The sequence below is a fragment of the Luteimonas sp. 3794 genome (assembly GCF_031456825.1).
Lineage (GTDB): Bacteria > Pseudomonadota > Gammaproteobacteria > Xanthomonadales > Xanthomonadaceae > Luteimonas.
Map to the genome: position 1 here is coordinate 202,159 of NZ_JAVDVJ010000004.1, position 19,357 is coordinate 221,515.

Here is a 19,357-nt window from a genome sequence, read left to right on the forward strand (position 1 = left end):
AATCATGGCGTCGGCATGGTGAACGTGATGGTGAGATCACGCGCGAACACCGGCTCGAAACCCGCGTAGGGCAGCGGAGCCGCCCGATAGACCGCACGCACGAGCGAGGCCTGCGCCGCCGCGTCGAAGCTACAGTCGGACATGGGCTCGGCGTTGAGGACCTCGCCGCCGGGCAACTGCCGGACACGCACACGGCATGTGGCGCCGCGATCGATCGCAGGCGGAGTCCAATGCTGGGCGATCGCATGGCGCAGCGCCTTGGCATAGCGCGCCTCGCGTGTGACGTGGTCCTCGCCAGTGCGCGCCTCGACACTGCCGGCGAGCGAGGAGACACCGCACGCAATGGCGATCGCAGCCACCGCCGCGATGCGCAGAGACATCAGTCCTGCGCCCTGAAGTTGAAGTTCAGACGGCGATTGAACACCGATTCAAAACCGGCAAACGGCAGTGGCTCCGCAGCGCGCACCGCAGCCTCGACCGAGCGCCGGCCTTGTGCGTCGTAGGGGCAGGATGGGTCGAACTCGACGTTGATCACCTCGCCGCCCGGCAGCTGCGTGATGTACATCCGGCAGACCTGACCCAGCGGAATATTGTCCGGCCTGCGCCAATTACGACGGACCGCTTCCTGGATCGCCGCGGCGTACTTCGCGGCCAGGCCGCTGTCGCCGTCCGGCCGCCCGGGCGGCGGGCTGGCCGATGCTGCCGCTGCGCGCTGCTCGGAGGCCTGCTGCGCGTTGCGCTCGGCGATCTGCTTCAGGCGCTGCTCGGCCAGCTGGGCCTCGCGCTGGGTCTTCTCGCGCTCGGCGCGGAGCTTCTCGAGCTCCTGTCGGGCGAGTCGGCGCTTCTCCTCTGCTTCCTGCTGCTTCTGCTGCTCGGCCAGTTCCATCTGCGCCTGACGCCGCTTCTCCTCCTGCTCCTTTTCACGCTGTTCGGCGGCCAGCGCGTCGCGGCGCACGGCGGCCTGCGACACGGTATCGGGCTTGGGCACCACTTCCTGCGGCGCAGCCTGGCGCGGGTCGACCGCATCCTCGGGACGCGGCTCGGGCAGCGGCTGCGGCGGCGCGGCGGGCGCCGGCTCGTCGACAGGCTCCGGCACGGGCTCTGGCACCGGGTCCGGCACAGGCTCGGGCGTGGGCTCGGGCACAGGATCCGGCACGGGATCAGGGCGACTGGCCAGGGCACGCCGGTCTGCCGCGCTCAGCGCATTGGGGTCGATGATGTCGGCCGAGACCGGCGAACCCATCGCCGACTCGGGCCGCGACGACGCGTTCCACAGCGCGCCGAGCAGGATCAGGCCGAAGAGCAGCACATGGACCAGGATCGACAGTCCGATTGCCACCGTATTGTCGGAACGCGACTCGCGCATCTCAGTTCGCGCTGTCCGCCGGCCGGCTGATCAGGCTGACCTTGGTGATGCCGGCCTCGTTGATGAGGTCGATGGCATTCATGATCCGCTGGTAGCTGGCCGCGCCGTCGCCGCTGACGAGAATCGTCGCGTCCGGGTTCTGGGTGTGGATGCCGCGCAGACGCGCCACCAGATCCTCACGCGTAACCGAGGTGTTCTGCTGCTCGACCATCAGTGCGAGCTGGCCGTCGGGATAGACGCTGACGACCACTGGATCCTGCGGCGAGCCGAGCGACATCGCGCGCGAGTCCGGCAGATTGATGTCGGTGCCCAGATTCATCAGCGGCGTCGTGACCATGAAGATGATCAGCAGCACCAGCATCACGTCGATGTAGGGCACGACGTTGATTTCGTTCTTGAGCTTGCGCCGCTTGGAACGGCGAAGGGAGATCGACGACATGGCGGAATCCGGATGCGGGGACGGTCGAACGAGACTGGGCCGGCGCGCCTGGGCGCGCCGCGGGGATCACTCGGTGCCGGTCTGGCGTTCGAGGATCGAGGAGAACTCGTCCGAGAAGGCCTCGAAGCGCGTGGCGACACGCTCGACCTTGGTCGCGAAACGGTTGTAGGCCCACACCGCCGGGATCGCGGCGAACAGGCCCATGGCGGTCGCGATCAGCGCTTCGGAGATACCCGGCGCCACGGTGGCGATGGTCGCCTCCTTGACGCTGGCCAGGCCGTGGAAGGAAATCATGATGCCCCACACGGTGCCGAGCAGGCCTACGTACGGCGCGATCGAGCCGACGTTGGCGAGGTATTCGAGATTGCTTTCCAGCCCGTCGAGCTCGCGCGCGCCGGCGACGCGCATGCCGCGCTGCGCGCCTTCGAGATGCGCGCGCGCATCGACGCCACGGCGCTGCCGCTGGCGCGAATATTCGCGATAACCCGCTTCGAAGATGGCTTCCAGGCCCTCGATCTCACGATTGCGCTCGGTCGCCGAGGCGTAGAGCTTGCTGATCTCGGCACCGGACCAGAACCGCTCTTCGAAGCGGTCGGCTTCCTTCTCGGCGCGGTCGAGCAGGCGCTTCTTGCGGAAGATGATGACCCAGGAGGAGATCGACGCGAACAGCAGCAGCAGCATCACCAGCTGCACCGGGATCGACGCGTGGAGCACCAGCTCGAGAATGCTGAGGTCGTTGGGCAGCGGCGCGGTCGCGGCCGCAACGGCCCCGGTGTTCGCCAGTTCGGTCGCACCTGCGGCGGCCTCTTCGGGCAACGCCTGCACCTGGGCGGCGGACTGCAACAGCACGGGCATGAGACTCATCCAGGATTACTCCGCTGACGTTTCGAGTGACTTGAGTTGTGTGTAGAGCGCGTCGGGAATCGCACGCGGCCTGAAATCGGATGCCGACAATGCCGCAACGCGAACCTCGGCATCGAGCAGCAGTTCGCCGTTACGGCGCACCTCCTGCACGAACACCGCGCTTGCACGCCGGCACTGCCGCAACACCACGCTGACCTCCAGCGCATCGTCGAGCCGCGCCGGACCGCGGAAATCGATCCGCATCGCACGGACCGCGAACAACGTGCCATGCGTATCGCGCAACATCTGCTGTCCGTAGCCGTGGGCGCGCAACCACTCGCTGCGCGCGCGCTCCATGAAAGCCACGTACTGCGCGTGATAGACGACGCCACCAGCGTCGGTATCTTCCCAATAGACGCGTGTCGGCCAACTGAATAGACCGACCGGACCGGTTACAGGGGTGAAAATCGCTGTCAAAGCCGCGCCTCGCAGGACATCAGAACAGGTGGCCGGGGGTCGCGGTGGCGTCGCGTCGCGGCTCCAGCCCCAGATGGCGCCAGGCCTTGGTCGTCGCCATCCGTCCGCGCGCAGTACGCACGAGATAGCCCTGCTGGATCAGATAGGGCTCGATGACGTCTTCCAGCGTGCCGCGCTCCTCACTGAGCGCTGCCGCCATCGATTCGACGCCGACCGGGCCGCCGTCGAAATTCTCGATGATCAGGTGCAGCAAGCGCCGGTCGAGTTCGTCGAAGCCCTCCGGATCGACCTTGAGCATCTGCATCGCGGCGTTCGCCACCTCGCGGTCGATGCGGCCACCGGCGCGCACCTGCGCGTAGTCGCGCACGCGGCGCAGCAGACGGTTGGCGATACGCGGCGTACCGCGGGCGCGCTTGGCGATCTCGGCAGCGCCATCGGGCTCGCAGGACAGACCGAGGATCTGCGCCGAGCGGCGCACGATCCGGGTCAGTTCCTCGGCGCTGTAGAACTCCAGGCGCTGCACGATGCCGAAGCGGTCGCGCAGTGGCGCGGTCAGCAAGCCTGCGCGCGTGGTCGCGCCGATTAGGGTGAAGGGCGGCAGGTCGATCTTGATCGAGCGCGCCGCGGGGCCCTCACCGATCATGATATCGAGCTGGAAATCCTCCATCGCCGGATACAGCACTTCTTCCACGACCGGCGACAGGCGGTGGATTTCGTCGATGAAGAGCACATCGTGCGGCTGCAGGTTGGTCAACAGCGCGGCGAGATCGCCGGCCTTCTCGATCACCGGCCCCGAGGTCACGCGCAGTGCGACGCCGAGTTCATTGGCGATCACGTGGCTCAGCGTGGTCTTGCCCAGACCCGGCGGCCCGAAGATCAGCACGTGGTCGAGCGCCTCACGCCGCTGCTTCGCGGCCTCGATGAAGATCGACATCTGTTCGCGGACCGGCAACTGGCCGAGGTACTCATCCAACCGCTGCGGCCGGATGCTCGCCTCGATGGCGTCGTCCTCGCGGGTGGCGTCGGCGGCGATGATGCGGTCTGCGGTCATCCGTGCATGATCGCATGGCGCGGGCGCGTTATTGCGCGTGAGAACGCCGGTGGACGCGATGCCTCTGGCGAAAAGCATCGCGCCCAAGGGCGCTCCTACACAGTGCGACGTCAGGCGCGCATCGCGTCTGCGGCCAGCGCGAAGCTGTGCTTGCGTGCGTCGTGGTCGAAGATGTTGGCGGTCAGCATCAGTTCGTCCGGGCGATGACGCGCGACGAACTCGGCGATGCCTTCGCGCACGTCGCCCGGATCCCCAATCACCGAACACGCCAGCGACTGCGCGACCATCGCTTTTTCGGCCGGCGTCCAGAACGCCTCGATGTCGTCGATCGGCGGCGGAATCAGGCCCGGCGTGCCACGGCGCAGGCGCACGAAGCTCTGCTGCTGCGTGGTGAACAGGCGCTCGGCTTCGGCGCGCGTATCCGCCGCAACGACGTTGAGCGCCAGCATCGCGTGCGGCTGGCGCAGATGTTTCGAGGGGCGGAAATCGCGGTGGTACAGCGCCAGAGCCTCCGACATCGCGCCTGGCGCGAAATGCGAGGCGAACGCGTACGGCAGACCGAGGGTGGCCGCAAGACCTGCGCCGAACAGGCTGGAGCCGAGGATCCACACCGGTACATCGAGGCCCGCGCCGGGCACGGCCTGCACCGGCTGTCCCGGCTGGGCCGGCTCGAAATAACGCAGCAGTTCCATCACATCGGACGGGAACGCATCCGCGCCGGCGTAGTAACGACGCAGCGCCTTGGTCGTCGGCTGGTCGGTCCCGGGCGCGCGGCCCAGACCGAGATCGATCCGCCCGGGATACAACGACGCCAGCGTGCCGAACTGCTCGGCCACCTGCAGCGGGGCATGGTTGGGGAGCATCACCCCGCCCGACCCGACGCGGATCGTCGACGTACCGCCGGCGATATGGCCGATCAACACCGCCGTCGCCGCACTGGCGATGCCGGGCATGTTGTGGTGCTCGGCCAGCCAGTAGCGCGCGTAGCCGAGCGCTTCGGCGTGGCGGGCGAGATCGAGCGAGCGGGCGAAGGATTCGGCCGGCGTACTGCCCTCGGTCACGGGGGCGAGGTCGAGGATGGAGAATGGAACCTGGGGGGATGTATTGGCCATCCAGAACAGATGGGGCCACCACCGACAAAACCCATGCGGCTGCCCTGAACGCTGCATCCCGCTGGTCAGCCAGCCGCGTCCATGACCGCGCCCGACCAAGGGGGCTCTGGCCCCTCGGGCCCCAGTGCGACACGACGCCCTGCGATACGTTGCGGCTGACGGGCCGCGAGACCGCCCCGCTGTCCTGGAACCGATTCGCAAGACAGACCGCTCAGCCGGCTGACACCACCTGATTCCGTCCGCCTGCCTTGGCGAGATACAGCCGCCTGTCCGCGTCGCCGAGCAGGCCGTGGAGATCGTCCTCAGGCGCGGCCGTGCGCACGCCGATGCTCACGGTCATCCGCACTTCGCCGACGGGCGTCTGCACGCACATCGCCTCGATCCGGGCACGCAGCGCCTCGAAATAGGCCGGCAACGCGTCCTCGTCCAGGTCGGGGGCGAGCAGACAGAACTCCTCTCCACCGAACCGGGCCACCAGATCCTCGCGCCGCATGTGCGCCGATAGCGCCCCTGCCACGGCCCGCAGCGCATGATCGCCGGCCTCGTGGCCCCAGCTGTCGTTGATGCGTTTGAAATGGTCGATATCCAGCATCGCCATCGCCAACGGGCGCTGCGCGGCCCGCATCTGCGGCACCAGGCGCTCCGCCTGTTCGAGAAAATGGCGCCGGTTGGGCAGACCGGTCAGGAAGTCCCGGGTCGCCAGATCCTGCAGGCTGCCGATGAGCTCCAGCTGGTCCACGTTCTGCGACACGCGGCAGAAGAACTCCTCACGCGAATAGGGCTTGCGCAGGAAATCGTTGGCGCCGCTCTTGAGGAAGCGCGCCACCAGGTCCGCATCGTCGCGCCCGGACACGCCGATCACCGCCACCCGATCGCGCGCCCGCAACGCACGCAGCCGCCGCGTGAGCTCGACGCCCTGCATGCCCGGCATCTCCTGGTCGATCATCGCCAGGCGGATGGTCGGGTCGCGTTCCAGCACATGCAGCGCCGCGTCACCATCGGCCGCCTGCACGACGCGATAGCCGAAGGTCTCAAGCAGGCCGGCCGTGTGCATCCGGGCCGACGGCGAATCGTCGACGACCAGCGCGGAAATGCGCCGATTGCGCTCCAGGCGTTTCACCAGCCAGACGATGTAGTCGAGACTGCCCGGCGTGCTCTTGAGCACGAAATCGATGACCCGGCGGCGCATCATCCGCGCGCGCAGGTCCTCGTCGTAGACCCCGGTGACCACCACCGTCGACAGACCGCGTTCCAGGAAGCAGTCCACGACGGTGTTGCGGTCGCCGTCTGCCAGCACCAGGCCGGTGATGGCCAGGAACCAGTCGTCGTGGCGGTCGAGCAGCGCCCTCGCCTCGGCGAGTGTCGAGGCGACCACGACGGGCAGTTCCAGCTGCTGCTCGATGGCCTCGGCCAGCGCCTGCACGTATGCGCGCGAGTTCTCCACCAGCAGCACGCGCTGCGGCAGAGCTGCACTCGGGTCGATCGGCAGAAGCACGCTCATCCGGGCCTGTTTCGAAGGCATCGAAAGACGTCAACGGCGGCGGCACCGGAAACTTGAGCGCCGGAGCGCTTCGGCTTCTCGACCCCGCACGTGCGCGCGCAGGCAACGTGCGAGAATGCCGCCCCCACGGCGAGGAGCCGCGCGTTGTCGCGCATCGGCCTTCAGCACCCAACCCGCATCGTTCCCCTCGCATTCCTGGCTGCGATCCTCGTCGGCACGGGTCTGCTGATGCTGCCGGCCGCGCGTGCGGGCATCGACCCGACGCCCTTCATGACCGCGCTGTTCACCGCGACCTCGGCGGTCTGCGTGACCGGGCTGGCCGTGGTCGACACGCCGACCTACTGGTCGACGTTCGGGCAGTGGGTGATCCTGGCGCTGTTCCAGATCGGCGGCTTCGGCATCATGACCGGCGCGACGTTGCTCGGCCTGATGGTCGCCGGACGGCTGGGCCTGCGCACGCGCCTGCTCGCGCAGGCCGAAACCCACTCGCTGGGCCTCGGCGATGTCACCGGTGTGCTGAAACTCGTGCTGCTGACCACGATCCTGGTCGAAGGGCTCACCGCCGCGGCGCTGGCCCTGCGCCTGCATCTGGGCTATGGCGAGCCGGTGGCCACCGCAGTGTGGAACGGACTCTTCCAGTCGGTGTCGGCGTTCAACAACGCGGGATTCTCCACGTACTCCGACAGCCTGATGGGCTTCGTCGCCGATCCCTGGATAATCGGGCCGATCATGCTCGCCATCGTGCTCGGCGGCCTCGGCTTTCCGGTCCTCTACGAACTGCGCCAGCGCCCGCTCGCCTGGTCGCGCTGGACAATCCATACCCGCATCACCCTGCTGGGCACGGCTGTCCTGGTCATCGGCGGCGCGCTGATGATCGGTCTGTACGAATGGCACAACCCCGGCACGGCCGGGCCACTGGACACCGGCGGCAAGGCGCTGGCGATGCTGTTCCACTCGGTGACCGCGCGCACCGCGGGCTTCAACTCGCTTGATGTCGGCGCGATGCGCACCGAGACGCTGGCCGTGCATTACCTGTTGATGTTCGTGGGCGGCGGCAGCGCCGGCACCGCGGGCGGGATCAAGCTGACGACCTTCTTCCTGCTCGGTTTCGTGGTCTGGGCCGAGATCCGCGGCCACCGCGACACCACCGTCTTCCGGCGACGGATCAGCCATGAAACCCAGTGCCAGGCGCTGACGGTGGTGCTGCTGGCGGTCACCGTACTGGCGATCGGCACCCTGGTCATGCTGAGCCTGACCACGTTCCCGCTCGACGCCGTGATGTTCGAGACCATCTCGGCCTTCGCGACCGTCGGCCTGTCGACCGGCATCACCGGCGCGTTGCCGCCCTCGGCGCAGGGCGTTCTGGTCGTCCTGATGTTCGTCGGCCGCGTGGGCACGATCACCGTGGCGACCGCGCTTGCACTGCACAGTCGGCCCCGGCCTTTCCGTTATCCAGAGGAGCGCCCCATCGTTGGCTAGACAATCCCCTTCCGACAGCGTCGTGGTCCTGGGCCTGGGCCGCTTCGGCCAGGCCGTCGCCGGCTCGCTGGTCCGTCTCGGTCACGAGGTGCTGGGCGTGGACGAAGACGCCGACACCGTCCAGCGCTGCGCCGACGCGTTCACCCACGTCGCCCAGGCCGACAGCACCAGCACCGATGCGCTGCGCGCGCTCGGAGTTGCCGAGTTCGACCGTGCGGTCGTCGGCATCGGCAGCGACATCGAGGCCAGCGTGCTGACCGTGCTGGCGCTCGAGGAACTGGGCGTGCGCGATATCTGGGCCAAGGCCACGTCGGTCAAGCACGGCCGCATCCTCGAGCGCACCGGCGCGCACCACGTGGTGTATCCGGAAGCGGCGATGGGCGAACGTGTGGCCCATCTGGTGACCGGTCGGATGATCGACTTCATCGAGTTCGACGACGGCTTCGCGATCGTCAAGACCCGCGCGCCGCGCGAGGCGGCCGGCAAGACGCTGAGCGAATCGGCGCTGCGCACGCGCTACGGCGTCACCATCGTCGGACTCAAGCGCGGCCGTGCCGATTTCACCTACGCGCGCGCCGACACCATCGTCGAAGCCGGCGATGTCCTGATCGTTTCGGGTGCGACGAACCTCGTCGAGACCTTCGCCGCTCTGGACTGATCAGAGCGGCCAGACAGCCGTCGTTTCCCGGACATTGCCGACCGGCCCCCATCGTGGCTGATGTGTGGGGCTCGCCGCGGTCGGTCGGCGCCGACCACAGCCCGGCATGCCGCGCATCCAGCGCACGTCGTGGGGACAACGACCGCGCACGAAGATTGTATGCAGAGTTTGCGAACGCAGCTCCTGCACGGCGCTACCGTAGACGCCTCGATGTGGAGCGGCGTTCAATGCATCCGGTGCTCAAGGATCTGGTGTTCATCGCCGTCGTGCTGGCGGGCAGCGGCGGGCTTTATCTCGGTCTCGACGCGCTGTTCCGCCAGCGGCACATGACACGTCGCGGATCCTCTGGTGACACGCCCCGGAGACGCTGACGGGCGGTATGCCGCGCGTCAGATTTCGACGTGGGTCCCCAGCTCGACCAGGCGATTACCCGGAATGCGGAAGAAGCCAGACGCTGGGGCGGCATTGCGATGCAACAGTGCGAACAGCCGCTCGCGCCACAGCGCCATGCCGGGTCGCGCCGCGGCGACCACGGTTTCGCGGCTGGTGAAATACGTGGTGTCCATCGGGTCGATGCATGGGCTGTCGGCGATGTCGGCGCACTGCATCAACGCCAGCGGCACGTCGGGCGTCTCCATGAAGCCGAAGCGGATCACGATGCGGTGGAAGCCGTCACCGATCTGCTCGACCTTCAGGCGCCGGTGCGCATACGGCACGGCCAGCGTCTCCACGGTCAGGAACACGTTGCGTTCGTGCAGCACCTTGTTGTGCTTGAGGTTGTGCATCAACGCATGTGGCACGACGCCGCGGTCGCTGGTCAGGAAGACCGCCGTGCCCGGCACCCGCACGGGCGGCGCCAGCATCAGTCCGGGAATGAACGTGTCGATACGGATGCCGTGCTGCTGCACTTCTTCATGCAGCAGCTGCCGGCCACGGCGCCAGGTACGCAGCAGCGTGAACAGGGTGATGCCGAGCACCAGCGGAAACCACGCGCCCTGCAGCACCTTGGCCCCGTTGGCGATCACGAAGGCGATGTCGACGACGATGAAAACGCCGCACAGCGGCAGCACCCAGTTGCGCCAGCGCGGCCACAGCGCGCGCGCGACGATGATCAGCAGCAGGGTGTCGATCAGCATCGTCAGCGACACTGAAATGCCATAGGCCGCGGCCAGCGCCGACGAGGTCCGGAAGGTCAGAACCAGTGCGATCACGATGACCGCCATCGCCCAGTTGATACCGGGGATGTAGATCTGGCCGATGGTGTCGCTGGAGGTGTGCCGCACGCGCATGCGCGGGATGTAACCCAGCTGCATCGCCTGGCGCGCGACCGAGAATCCACCGGTGATCACCGCCTGCGACGCGATGACGGTCGCGCAGGTCGCCAGCACGATCATCGGCCAGCGCGCCCACTCGGGCACGCCGATGTAGAAGGGGTTCTGGATCGCGGCCGGGTCTTCGAGCACCAGCGCGCCCTGTCCCAGATAGTTGAGCATCAACGACGGCAGTACGAAGAAGTACCAGGCATAGCGGATCGGCCTGGCACCGAAATGACCCATGTCGGTGTAGATCGCCTCACCGCCTGTCACGGCCAGCACCACCGCGCCGAGGATGAAGACGCCGCCCCAGCTGTGGTCGATGAAGAACCGCGCCGCCCACCAGGGGTTGATCGCGTTGAGCACTTCGGGCTCGTGCAGGATGTTCATCACCCCCAGCGCGGCCAGCGCCAGGAACCACAGCACGGTGATCGGCCCGAAGATCCGGCCGACTTTCGCGGTGCCGAATCGCTGGGTCGCAAACAGGGCGCCCAGCACCAGCACGGTGATCGGCACGATCCAGGCATGCAGCGCCGGCGCGACGACCTCCAGTCCCTCGACCGCCGACAGTACCGAAATGGCCGGCGTGATCACGCCATCGCTGAAGAACAGCGAGGCCCCGAACACGCCGAGAATGCCGACCATGTAGCCGGTGCGGCCGCCCTTGGCGAGGCAGCGCTGGGCCAGCGCCATCAGCGCCATGATGCCGCCCTCGCCGTCGTTGTCGGCGCGCAGGATGATGGTGACGTACTTGACGGTCACCACCAGCATCAACGACCAGAAGATCATCGACAGCACGCCGAGCACGGTGTCGTGATCGGCGATCAGGCCGTAGTGCCCCGAGAACGCCTCACGCAGGGTGTACAGCGGGCTGGTGCCGATGTCGCCGAAGACCACGCCGATCGCACCGACCATCAGGCCGGCCAGGCCGATAGGGCCATGCGACGTGCCGTGGGCGCGCGGGCCCGCGGCAGGCTGTTTGCTGGGGTGTGACATGAAGTGCCGACCTGGCCGACGCGTGTGGGGTGTCAGCGAAGCGCGGACTGTAGCGCTTTCCGGATGATGATTTCAGGCGGATCGCCGTCATTGGCCGCGGCCTTGGCCATGCGCACCGCGTCGGCCGGCTTGTAGCCGAGCTGCTGCAGGGCGACGACGGCCTCGGACATCGGATCCGCTGGTACCTGCGTCCCGCCGATCGCGCCACCCGCGCCGGCCAGGTCGGCCGCGCGGTCGCGCAGTTCGACGACCATGCGCTCGGCGGTCTTCTTGCCGATACCCGGAATCTTGGTCAGCGCAGTGACGTCGCCGGTCTGCACCAGGCGCGCGAAGGTGTCGACGCTGACGCCCGACAGGATCGCCAGCGCGATCTTGGCGCCGATGCCGGTGACCTTCTGCACGTCGCGGAACAGCCGTCGCTCGGACTCGTGCAGGAAGCCGTACAGCGAGACGCTGTCCTCCTTCTGCGCGTAGTGCGTGAACAGTGCGACCTCGCGGCCGACTTCGGGCAGGTCGTAGAAGGTGCTCATCGGCGCTTCGAGTTCATAGCCGACGCCGCCGACGTCGATCACCAGCCAGGGCGGAGCCTTGTGGGCCAGCGTGCCGCGCAGTCTTCCGATCATGGGAAATGTCCGTTTTCGATGGCTGCTTCAGCCGTCATGTTGCCGCGAAGACGAACGCTTCGCAGCGTCCGGACCAACGTCATTCCCGCTCAAGCGGGACTCCATGGCCCCTGATTTCAATGACTCAAGGTCAATGGCGCGCGCCCTCGCGGAATCCTTGCAAAACCTCATAAATCCGCTCGTCATCCCCGCGAAGGCGGGAATGACGGCGGATGATTCACCACTCATTTGCGTCCCCAGGCCTGCTTCACGTCGACGCCGAGCCGCTTCGCGGTCGCGCTGACGTGCGCATGGGTGATCGCGACCGCCAGCGCATCGGCCGCATCGGCCTGCAGCTTGCCGGTCAGGCCGAGCATCAGCCCGACCATGTGCTGGACCTGCACCTTGTCGGCGCCGCCGCGACCCACCACCGCCAGCTTGATCTCGGTGGCGGCGTATTCGCTGACCGGCAGATCGCGCAGGACCACCGCGCCGATCGCAGCCCCGCGCGCCTGGCCGAGCTTGAGCGCCGAATCGGGATTGCGTGCCATGAACACTTTTTCGATCGCGACCTCGTCGGGCCGGTGCTCGATGATCAAGGCGGTCAGCCCGTCGAGCAGGCGGCGCAGGCGCGCAGGAAATTCGCCGGCCGTCACCAGCACCAGCGGCGCATGGAAGACGTGCGTGACCTTGCCCGCGGCATCGACGTCGATGATGCCGACCCCGGTGCGCTGCGAACCGGGGTCGATGCCGAGGATCCGGGTCATGCCACTGCCTGCGGCGGGCGCGGCGCGAGGCGCCGTGCGGCGACGAAGGCCGCCCAGCCGATCAGCGCGCTCATCACGATGCGTGCCGGGAAATACACCACGGCCGGCAGCGCGAACAGCCAGGCGACGAATCCACCAGGCATGGCCAGCAGCGCGACCGACTTCACCCAGTACAGCGCCGGCAGGTGGCCGGCCAGCAGCGCATCGACCGACGGCCCGGGCATCGCCCAGCCCGCGTTGCCGACCACGACCAGCGCCAGTACCGCGATCAGGCCATCGCCGACGCTGCCCACGACGGACGCCCAGCCAACCCAGAGCAGGAAAGTGCGCATCGGCGGCAGGCGCTGCCCCCTCAGCCCTCGAACTGCGCGTTGGAATAGACCGCCTGCACATCGTCGAGATCTTCGAGCAGATCGAGCATCTTGCGCACCTGCTCGGCCGTCTCGCCGTCGACGGCGATGTCGTTGTCGGCGCGGTAGGTCACTTCGGCGTGACCGGGCATCAGACCAGCGGCGGTCATCGCGTCACGCACCGATTCGAACGCATCCGCGCTGGTGACCACATCGATCGCGCCGTCCTCGGGATACACCACGACGTCGTCGGCGCCGGCCTCGATCGCGGCCTCGGTCACCGCGTCCTCGTCCAGACCTTCGAAGCTCAGCACGCCCAGACGCTTGAACATGAAGGCCACCGAGCCTTCGGTGCCCATGTTGCCGCCGCACTTGCCGAACGCGTGACGGACTTCGGCCACGGTGCGCACGCGGTTGTCGGTCAGCGTGTCGACGATCACGGCGACGCCGCCCGGGGCGTAACCCTCGTAGCGGATCTCTTCGTACTCGACGCCTTCCAGCTCGCCGGTCGCCTTCTTGATCGCGCGCTCGACCACGTCCTTGGTCATGTTCTGGGCCATGCCCTTGTCGATCGCCGTGCGCAGGCGCGGATTGTTCGACGGATCACCGCCGCCGGCACGCGCCGCCACGCCGATCTCGCGAATGATCTTGGTGAAGATCTTGCCGCGCTTGGCATCGGTCGCGTTCTTGCGGGCCTCGATCGAAGGTCCTCGTCCCATGGGTCGTCAGGTCTGTTGGCGTTGGAAGCCGGCGATTTTACTCCGCATGCTGCGGCCGCGCGTGTTCGAAGCGGCCATGGCGGAGGAACCCGACGGTCTGCCGGACCGCGTCGGCCGACAGCAGCAGGCCGCTGTGGCTGGCCTGCACGACAATATGGTCAGCCAGCGCCGGCGCCCGGGTTTCCTCGACCGACACCGTGCCGTCATGCGGCCCGTCGAACCGCGCCAGCAGCGCGCCCAGCCCGCGCGGCACGCAGCCGGCGACCATGCCGACCTCCAGAGCGGCAGGCCAGGCGACGCAGCCGGCATGCAGGATGTCGCCGCTGCGGCCGAAGTACAGATGCGACATCGGCACCCGCGACAGCGCATGCGCCGCGCCGCTGCCGCAGACCGGCGAGCCGAGGCAGACGATGCGCCCGACAGGCAATGCGGGCGCCGCGTCTGCGGCCCGCAGCGCCGCCAGGCCACCGAGACTGTGGCCCACCACGTGCGCAGGTCCCTGCGCCAGCGCGTCGGCCAGGCGTTCGGCCGCTGCGTCCGGGCCACCGGCGATGCTCGGATAACCGATGATCTCGGGTTCGAAACCCGCCTCGGCCAGACCACGCGCGAAGCGGCGCATCGTCAAGCCCACCATCCAGATGCCGTGCAGCAACAGCACGCGCGTCGGCGCGCTCATGCGACGGCCTCGCTCGCTGCACGCGCCTGCCGCCAGACCCGCGGTGACACACCGCTGTTCGCCTTGAACGCGCGCGACAGTGCGGCCTCACTGCCGTAGCCGACCTCGTCGGCGATCAGTTTCAGCGGCCGACCGCGGCGCAGCGCCTGCTTGGCCAGGCGCACGCGCCAGTCCTGCAGGTACTGCCCGGGGGTCATGCCGACCCTGTCGACGAAGGTGGTCGCGAATGCGCTGCGCGACATGCCCGCGGCCTGCGCGAGCGCGTCGAGTGTCCACGCGCCTGCAGGCGCCTCGTGGATCGCGACCAGCGCATTGCGCACGCGCGGGTGCGACAGGCCGGACAGCAGCCCGCCCTGCACCTCGCCCCGCTCCATCAACTGCCGCAACACCTGGATCATCACCACCTCGAACAGGCGTTCGATCAGGGCCAGGCGCCCGCAGCGCTGGTCGAAGGCTTCCTCGAACAGCAGCGCCAGCACCGGTGCCGCGCCGGCGATCTCGTCCAGCGGCAGACACACGACCTCCGGCAAGGCGGCGGTGACCGGATTGTCCGCACCGCCCTCGAACTCGAGATGGGCGCAGACCATGTCCGCGCCGCGGTCCGTATCGGTGACGAAGCGGTGCGCGGTCGGGCGCGGGAACAGCAGCAGGCCGGGGCCGATGATCGACAGCGTCGTGCTCCCGTAGTGCACCTCGACCGCGCCGCTGCGCACCAAGTGCAGCTGGCCATGGACGCCGTCGCTGTCGAGCGTATTGATGCCGCACAGCGCACCGGCGTTGAACACCCGGGCATTCATCGGGAAATGCGCCATCAGCGCCGCAAGACGATCCGCCACATCCGGACTCCAGGTCAAATTTTGTGGACTTTATATCACCCAAGTATCCGCGGCGGCGCGCACAGTGCACTCACCGGGCGACACCCGCCCACCCACCAGGAGTTCCGCCATGTCCATCGAGAAGACCCTCTACACCGCCTCGGCCACCGCCACCGGCGGTCGTGACGGCCGCGCCCTGTCCTCCGACCGCGTGCTCGACATCGCGCTGTCCACGCCCCGCGAACTGGGCGGCGCCGGCGGCCCCGGCACCAATCCGGAGCAGCTGTTCGCCGCAGGCTACTCGGCCTGTTTCCTCGGCGCACTGAAGTTCGTCGCCGGCCGGCAGAAGGTCGCGCTGCCGGCGACCACCACCGTCACCGGCACGGTGGGCATCGGCCCGATCCCCACCGGGTTCGGCATCGAGGCCGCGCTGCGCATCGACGCGCCCGGCATCGACCGCGAGGTGCTGCAGGACCTGGTCGCGCAGGCCCACATCGTCTGCCCCTACTCGAACGCCACGCGCGGAAACATCGACGTGACGCTGTCGATCGCCGACTGATCCACCCGTCCCCATCCACGCCCCACCCCATCCCACATTCGAGGCCCCGCCATGAACACCTTCACCCGCACCGTCGCCGCCAGCCTGCTGGCCACCGCCCTCCACGTCGCGCACGCCGCGCCGCCGATCGAACCGGCCCGCATTGCCGCCGCCACTGTCGACGGCACCTATGTCGTCACTGCCGACGGCGTGCGTCTCTACGTCAAGGACTGGGGCCCGAAGACCGGCCCGGTCGTCACCTTCAGTCACGGCTGGCCGCTGAATTCGGACAGCTGGGAATCGCAGATGCTATTCCTCGCCGAGCAGGGCTATCGCGTCGTCGCCCACGACCGTCGCGGCCACGGCCGCTCCAGCCAGCCCTGGGACGGCAACGACATGGATCACTACGCCGACGACCTGGCCGCGGTGATCACTGCGCTGAACCTGCGCGACGTCACCCTGGTCGGCTTCTCCACCGGCGGCGGCGAGGTCGCGCGCTACATCGGCCGCCACGGCACCGGCCGGGTGAAGAAGGCGGTGCTGGTCGGTGCGGTCACGCCCTTCATGCTGAAGACCGACGACAACCCCGACGGCGCGCCGATCGACCTGTTCGACGGGTTCCGCGCGGCAGCGCAGGCGAACCGCGCGCAGCAGTATCTCGACATCGCGACGGGCCCGTTCTTCGGCTTCAACCGGCCGGGCGCCATCGTCAACATGGGGCTGGTCCAGAACTTCTACGTCCAGGGCATGCAGGCCGGCCACAAGAACACCTTCGACTCGATCAAAGCGTTCTCGGCGACCGACTTCCGTCCCGACCTCGCGAAGTTCGACGTGCCGACGCTGGTGATCCACGGCGCAGACGACCAGATCGTGCCGCCGGCGATGTCGGCCCAACTGGTGCCGCGCCACGTGGCGCAGGCCGAAGTGATCCTCTACCCCGGCGCGCCGCACGGCATCACCGACACGCACAAGGACCGGCTCAACCAGGACCTGCTCGCCTTCCTGCGCCGCTAGATCACATGCTGCAATCCATGCCTCGCCGGCCGCACACCCGTGCGGCCGGCGTTTTCATGAGCGACGCTCGGCCGACGCGGGACCCGCGCGGCGCCCCGGTTCACGGCTGCGCCGGACGGCGCAGGATGAATTCCAGATCGTTGATCGAGCCGACCGGGAAGATGTAATCGCCCACCCGCTCGAAGCCGTAACGCGCATAGAAGCGCTGCGCGCCGAGGTTCTCCGACCACGCGCCGACCCACAGCGTGCGCGGACCCTGCGCGAGCAACCAGTCCATCGCCACGTCCATCATCCGCGCGCCATGGCCGTTGGCCTGCCAGCCGCGCAGCAGGTACAGCCGCTTGATCTCGCCATCGCCTGGCGCGACCTCGGCATGTGGCAGGCCGCAAGGCCCGGCCGCGACATGCCCGATCGCTTCGCCGTCCGCCTCCAGCAGCCAGACCGCATAGTCGGGATGCGCAAGGATCGTGCGCTGGCGTCCGACCTCGTAGGCCTCGTCCAGGAACGCCGCAAGATCCTCACGCGGGTACAGATGGCCGAAGCTTTCGGTGAACGTGCGCGCAGCGAGCGTCGACAACACCTGCGCGTCGTCGACGGCGGCGCGGCGGAGAACAGTCGGCATCCGCGTCAGTCCTGCGCGATGTCCCACGCGGCGTGCGTGTCGGGCACGAAGGTCAGCCCCACGGCACCCGCGCGCGAAAACACTTCCGGCGCATAGGTCCGCACCAGCCAGCCGCCGAGCACGCGGGCGCGCTCGGTGACCAGCCCGGAGGCGTCATCACCCGGCAACGCCTCCCACTCCAGCGCGCTCACGAGGCGACCACTTTCGGCCGCACCTGGATATGCACATCGGCCAGCTGCACGTCGTCGATCGGCGACGGCGCATCGGTCATCAGGCACTGCGCGCCGGTGGTCTTGGGGAACGCGATGACGTCGCGGATCGATTCGGTGCCGGCCATCAGCGCGGCGATGCGGTCGATGCCGAACGCGATGCCGCCGTGCGGCGGCGCGCCGTACTTCAGCGCGTCGAGCAGGAAGCCGAACTTGGCCTGCGCTTCTTCGGCGCCGATGCCGAGTAGTTCGAACACTGCCGACTGCATCGACGAGCGGTGGATACGGATCGAACCACCGCCGATCTCGTTGCCGTTGAGCACCATGTCGTAACCGCGCGACACGGCCGTCGCGGCGTTCGCGCGCAGATCGGCTTCGTCGTCGACCGACGGCGCGGTGAAGGGGTGATGCAGGGCCACAAAGCGCTGCGCCTCGTCATCCCATTCGAACATCGGGAAGTCGGTGACCCAAAGCGGCGCCCAGCCTTCATTGACCAGACTGAAGTCCTTGCCGGCCTTCAGGCGCACCGCGCCCATGAAGTCGCTGACGGTCGAATACTTGCCGGCGCCGAAGAACACGAGGTCGCCATTGCCGGCGCCGACGTGCGACACGAGCGCGGCGAACGCGGCCTCGTCGAAGAACTTCTGGATCGGCGACGACACCTCGCCGGCCTCCGAAATCTTGACGTAAGCCAGGCCCTTGGCACCGTACTTCGCAGCGTGCGCGGCGTACTCGTCGATCTGCTTGCGGCTCAGACTCGCGCCACCCGGAATGCGCAGCGCGCAGACGCGGCCGCCCGCTTCGTTCGCTGGGCCGGTGAACACCGCGAACTGGCTGTCCTTGACCAGATCGGCCACGTCGACCAGCTCCAATGCGATGCGCAGGTCGGGCTTGTCCGAGCCGTAGCGACGCATCGCCTCGGCGTAGGTCATGCGCGGGAATTCGGCGGCGAGTTCGACATTCGCGACATCGCGGAACACGTCGCGGATCATCGCCTCGACCAGATCCTGCACATCGCGCTCCGACACCCACGCGAACTCCATGTCGAGCTGGGTGAATTCCAGCTGGCGATCGGCGCGCAGTGCCTCGTCGCGGAAGCAGCGCGCGATCTGGTAGTAGCGGTCGAAGCCCGCCATCATCAGAATCTGCTTGAACAGCTGCGGTGACTGCGGCAGCGCGTAAAACTCGCCCGGATGCATGCGCGCCGGCACCAGGAAATCGCGCGCACCTTCCGGCGTCGCCTTGGTCAGGATCGGGGTCTCGATGTCCTGGAAGCCCTTGTCATCGAGCCAGTGGCGCAGCGCGCTGACCAGCTTCGTGCGCGTGCGCATCTTGCGCTGCATGTCCGGGCTACGCAGGTCGAGATAGCGGTACTTCAGGCGCGTCTCTTCGCCCGGGTTCTCGTGGTGGTGGAACGGCAGCGGCTCGGCCTTGTTGAGCACCTCGATCTGCGTGGCGACGATCTCGACCTGGCCGGTGCGGATCTTCGCGTTGACGGAGTGCCGCGCGCGCACCGTGCCGGTGATGCGCAGGCAGTCCTCGTAGCCCACCTTTTCCGCGGTCGCGACGACGGCGGCATTGCCGTCCGCATCCGACGATTCCGCGACCACCTGCACGATGCCTTCGTGGTCGCGCAGGTCGATGAAGCAGACGCCGCCGAGGTCGCGGGCGACGTCGGCCCAGCCGCACAGGGTGACGGTCTGGCCGATCAGCGATTCATCGATCAGGCCGCAGAAATGGGTACGCATGGGAACTCCGGACACGAAAGCGCGGGCGCACGGGCCGCCGTGACGACGACCGTGCTGGATGC

At 68.1% G+C, this 19,357-nt stretch carries 23 protein-coding genes; 5 read left to right on the plus strand and 18 right to left on the minus strand.

Annotation, left to right across the window (positions count from 1 at the left end; all coding sequences use genetic code 11):
* Positions 1 to 2: 2 nt before the first annotated feature.
* From J2X52_RS08815 to J2X52_RS08850, 8 genes are all read right to left on the minus strand, one after another.
* Positions 3 to 380 (minus strand): cell envelope integrity protein TolA, encoded by a 378-nt coding sequence (locus tag J2X52_RS08815; RefSeq protein WP_310151708.1) that lies wholly within the window; start codon positions 378 to 380, stop codon positions 3 to 5.
* Positions 380 to 1,366, minus strand: a complete 987-nt coding sequence (locus J2X52_RS08820) for a cell envelope integrity protein TolA (RefSeq protein ID WP_310151711.1) — start codon at positions 1,364 to 1,366, stop codon at positions 380 to 382. Before J2X52_RS08820 ends, J2X52_RS08815 begins: the two co-directional genes overlap by 1 nt.
* Position 1,367: 1 nt before the next feature.
* Positions 1,368 to 1,805, minus strand: a complete 438-nt coding sequence (locus tag J2X52_RS08825) for a biopolymer transporter ExbD (RefSeq protein ID WP_310151714.1) — start codon at positions 1,803 to 1,805, stop codon at positions 1,368 to 1,370.
* A 66-nt stretch (positions 1,806 to 1,871) separates the two neighbouring features.
* On the minus strand, positions 1,872 to 2,669 hold the full coding sequence (gene tolQ, locus J2X52_RS08830) for a protein TolQ (protein WP_310151716.1): 798 nt from the start codon (positions 2,667 to 2,669) through the stop codon (positions 1,872 to 1,874).
* 6 nt (positions 2,670 to 2,675) lie between these two features.
* Entirely contained in the window at positions 2,676 to 3,125 is a 450-nt protein-coding gene (ybgC, locus tag J2X52_RS08835; RefSeq protein ID WP_310151719.1) for a tol-pal system-associated acyl-CoA thioesterase, read from the minus strand.
* Between the two features lie 19 nt (positions 3,126 to 3,144).
* On the minus strand, positions 3,145 to 4,176 hold the full coding sequence (ruvB, locus tag J2X52_RS08840; protein ID WP_310151721.1) for a Holliday junction branch migration DNA helicase RuvB: 1,032 nt from the start codon (positions 4,174 to 4,176) through the stop codon (positions 3,145 to 3,147).
* 110 nt (positions 4,177 to 4,286) lie between these two features.
* Entirely contained in the window at positions 4,287 to 5,288 is a 1,002-nt protein-coding gene (locus J2X52_RS08845; protein ID WP_310151724.1) for an LLM class flavin-dependent oxidoreductase, read from the minus strand.
* A 211-nt stretch (positions 5,289 to 5,499) separates the two neighbouring features.
* Complete coding sequence (locus J2X52_RS08850; protein WP_310151727.1) at positions 5,500 to 6,789, minus strand: diguanylate cyclase; 1,290 nt, start codon at positions 6,787 to 6,789, stop codon at positions 5,500 to 5,502.
* A gap of 144 nt (positions 6,790 to 6,933) precedes the next feature.
* On the opposite strand from J2X52_RS08850, the gene J2X52_RS08855 reads away from it, so the two are divergent.
* From J2X52_RS08855 to J2X52_RS08865, 3 genes are all read left to right on the plus strand, one after another.
* On the plus strand, positions 6,934 to 8,268 hold the full coding sequence (locus J2X52_RS08855) for a potassium transporter TrkG (protein WP_310151732.1): 1,335 nt from the start codon (positions 6,934 to 6,936) through the stop codon (positions 8,266 to 8,268).
* Between the two features lie 22 nt (positions 8,269 to 8,290).
* Complete coding sequence (locus tag J2X52_RS08860) at positions 8,291 to 8,926, plus strand: TrkA family potassium uptake protein (RefSeq protein WP_310151735.1); 636 nt, start codon at positions 8,291 to 8,293, stop codon at positions 8,924 to 8,926.
* A 227-nt stretch (positions 8,927 to 9,153) separates the two neighbouring features.
* Complete coding sequence (locus J2X52_RS08865) at positions 9,154 to 9,297, plus strand: hypothetical protein (protein WP_310151738.1); 144 nt, start codon at positions 9,154 to 9,156, stop codon at positions 9,295 to 9,297.
* An 18-nt stretch (positions 9,298 to 9,315) separates the two neighbouring features.
* Here J2X52_RS08865 and J2X52_RS08870 read toward each other — a convergent pair whose 3' ends face one another.
* The 7 genes from J2X52_RS08870 to J2X52_RS08900 form a co-directional block, all read right to left on the minus strand.
* The gene (locus tag J2X52_RS08870) at positions 9,316 to 11,154 is read right to left on the minus strand and encodes a potassium transporter Kup (RefSeq protein WP_310151881.1); all 1,839 of its coding nucleotides are present in this window, start codon (positions 11,152 to 11,154) and stop codon (positions 9,316 to 9,318) included.
* Between the two features lie 113 nt (positions 11,155 to 11,267).
* Positions 11,268 to 11,858: a Holliday junction branch migration protein RuvA gene (gene ruvA / locus J2X52_RS08875; RefSeq protein WP_310151740.1), complete on the minus strand. Its 591-nt coding sequence runs from the start codon at positions 11,856 to 11,858 to the stop codon at positions 11,268 to 11,270.
* A gap of 224 nt (positions 11,859 to 12,082) precedes the next feature.
* Positions 12,083 to 12,604, minus strand: a complete 522-nt coding sequence (gene ruvC / locus J2X52_RS08880) for a crossover junction endodeoxyribonuclease RuvC (protein ID WP_310151743.1) — start codon at positions 12,602 to 12,604, stop codon at positions 12,083 to 12,085.
* Positions 12,601 to 12,936, minus strand: a complete 336-nt coding sequence (locus J2X52_RS08885) for a hypothetical protein (RefSeq protein WP_310151746.1) — start codon at positions 12,934 to 12,936, stop codon at positions 12,601 to 12,603. Before J2X52_RS08885 ends, ruvC begins: the two co-directional genes overlap by 4 nt.
* A 20-nt stretch (positions 12,937 to 12,956) precedes the next feature.
* Positions 12,957 to 13,673 carry a YebC/PmpR family DNA-binding transcriptional regulator gene (locus J2X52_RS08890; protein ID WP_310151749.1) on the minus strand — a complete coding sequence of 239 codons (717 nt, stop codon included), beginning with the start codon at positions 13,671 to 13,673 and terminating at the stop codon, positions 12,957 to 12,959.
* Between the two features lie 37 nt (positions 13,674 to 13,710).
* Positions 13,711 to 14,349 carry an alpha/beta fold hydrolase gene (locus J2X52_RS08895; protein ID WP_310151752.1) on the minus strand — a complete coding sequence of 213 codons (639 nt, stop codon included), beginning with the start codon at positions 14,347 to 14,349 and terminating at the stop codon, positions 13,711 to 13,713.
* On the minus strand, positions 14,346 to 15,185 hold the full coding sequence (locus J2X52_RS08900) for an AraC family transcriptional regulator (protein ID WP_310151755.1): 840 nt from the start codon (positions 15,183 to 15,185) through the stop codon (positions 14,346 to 14,348). Before J2X52_RS08900 ends, J2X52_RS08895 begins: the two co-directional genes overlap by 4 nt.
* A gap of 109 nt (positions 15,186 to 15,294) precedes the next feature.
* On the opposite strand from J2X52_RS08900, the gene J2X52_RS08905 reads away from it, so the two are divergent.
* Together J2X52_RS08905 and J2X52_RS08910 are read left to right on the plus strand one after the other, a co-directional pair.
* Complete coding sequence (locus tag J2X52_RS08905) at positions 15,295 to 15,723, plus strand: organic hydroperoxide resistance protein (protein WP_310151758.1); 429 nt, start codon at positions 15,295 to 15,297, stop codon at positions 15,721 to 15,723.
* Positions 15,724 to 15,774: 51 nt separating this feature from the next.
* Positions 15,775 to 16,716 carry an alpha/beta hydrolase gene (locus J2X52_RS08910; protein WP_310151760.1) on the plus strand — a complete coding sequence of 314 codons (942 nt, stop codon included), beginning with the start codon at positions 15,775 to 15,777 and terminating at the stop codon, positions 16,714 to 16,716.
* Positions 16,717 to 16,816: 100 nt separating this feature from the next.
* Here J2X52_RS08910 and J2X52_RS08915 read toward each other — a convergent pair whose 3' ends face one another.
* Genes J2X52_RS08915 through aspS form a run of 3 tightly spaced genes read right to left on the minus strand, consistent with a single transcriptional unit; the run spans position 16,817 to position 19,295 of the window.
* Positions 16,817 to 17,338, minus strand: coding sequence for a GNAT family N-acetyltransferase (locus J2X52_RS08915; protein ID WP_310151762.1), 522 nt, complete (start codon positions 17,336 to 17,338; stop codon positions 16,817 to 16,819).
* Between the two features lie 5 nt (positions 17,339 to 17,343).
* Positions 17,344 to 17,529 (minus strand): hypothetical protein, encoded by a 186-nt coding sequence (locus tag J2X52_RS08920; protein ID WP_310151765.1) that lies wholly within the window; start codon positions 17,527 to 17,529, stop codon positions 17,344 to 17,346.
* Positions 17,526 to 19,295 (minus strand): aspartate--tRNA ligase, encoded by a 1,770-nt coding sequence (gene aspS / locus J2X52_RS08925; protein ID WP_310151767.1) that lies wholly within the window; start codon positions 19,293 to 19,295, stop codon positions 17,526 to 17,528. Before aspS ends, J2X52_RS08920 begins: the two co-directional genes overlap by 4 nt.
* Positions 19,296 to 19,357 lie beyond the last annotated feature (62 nt).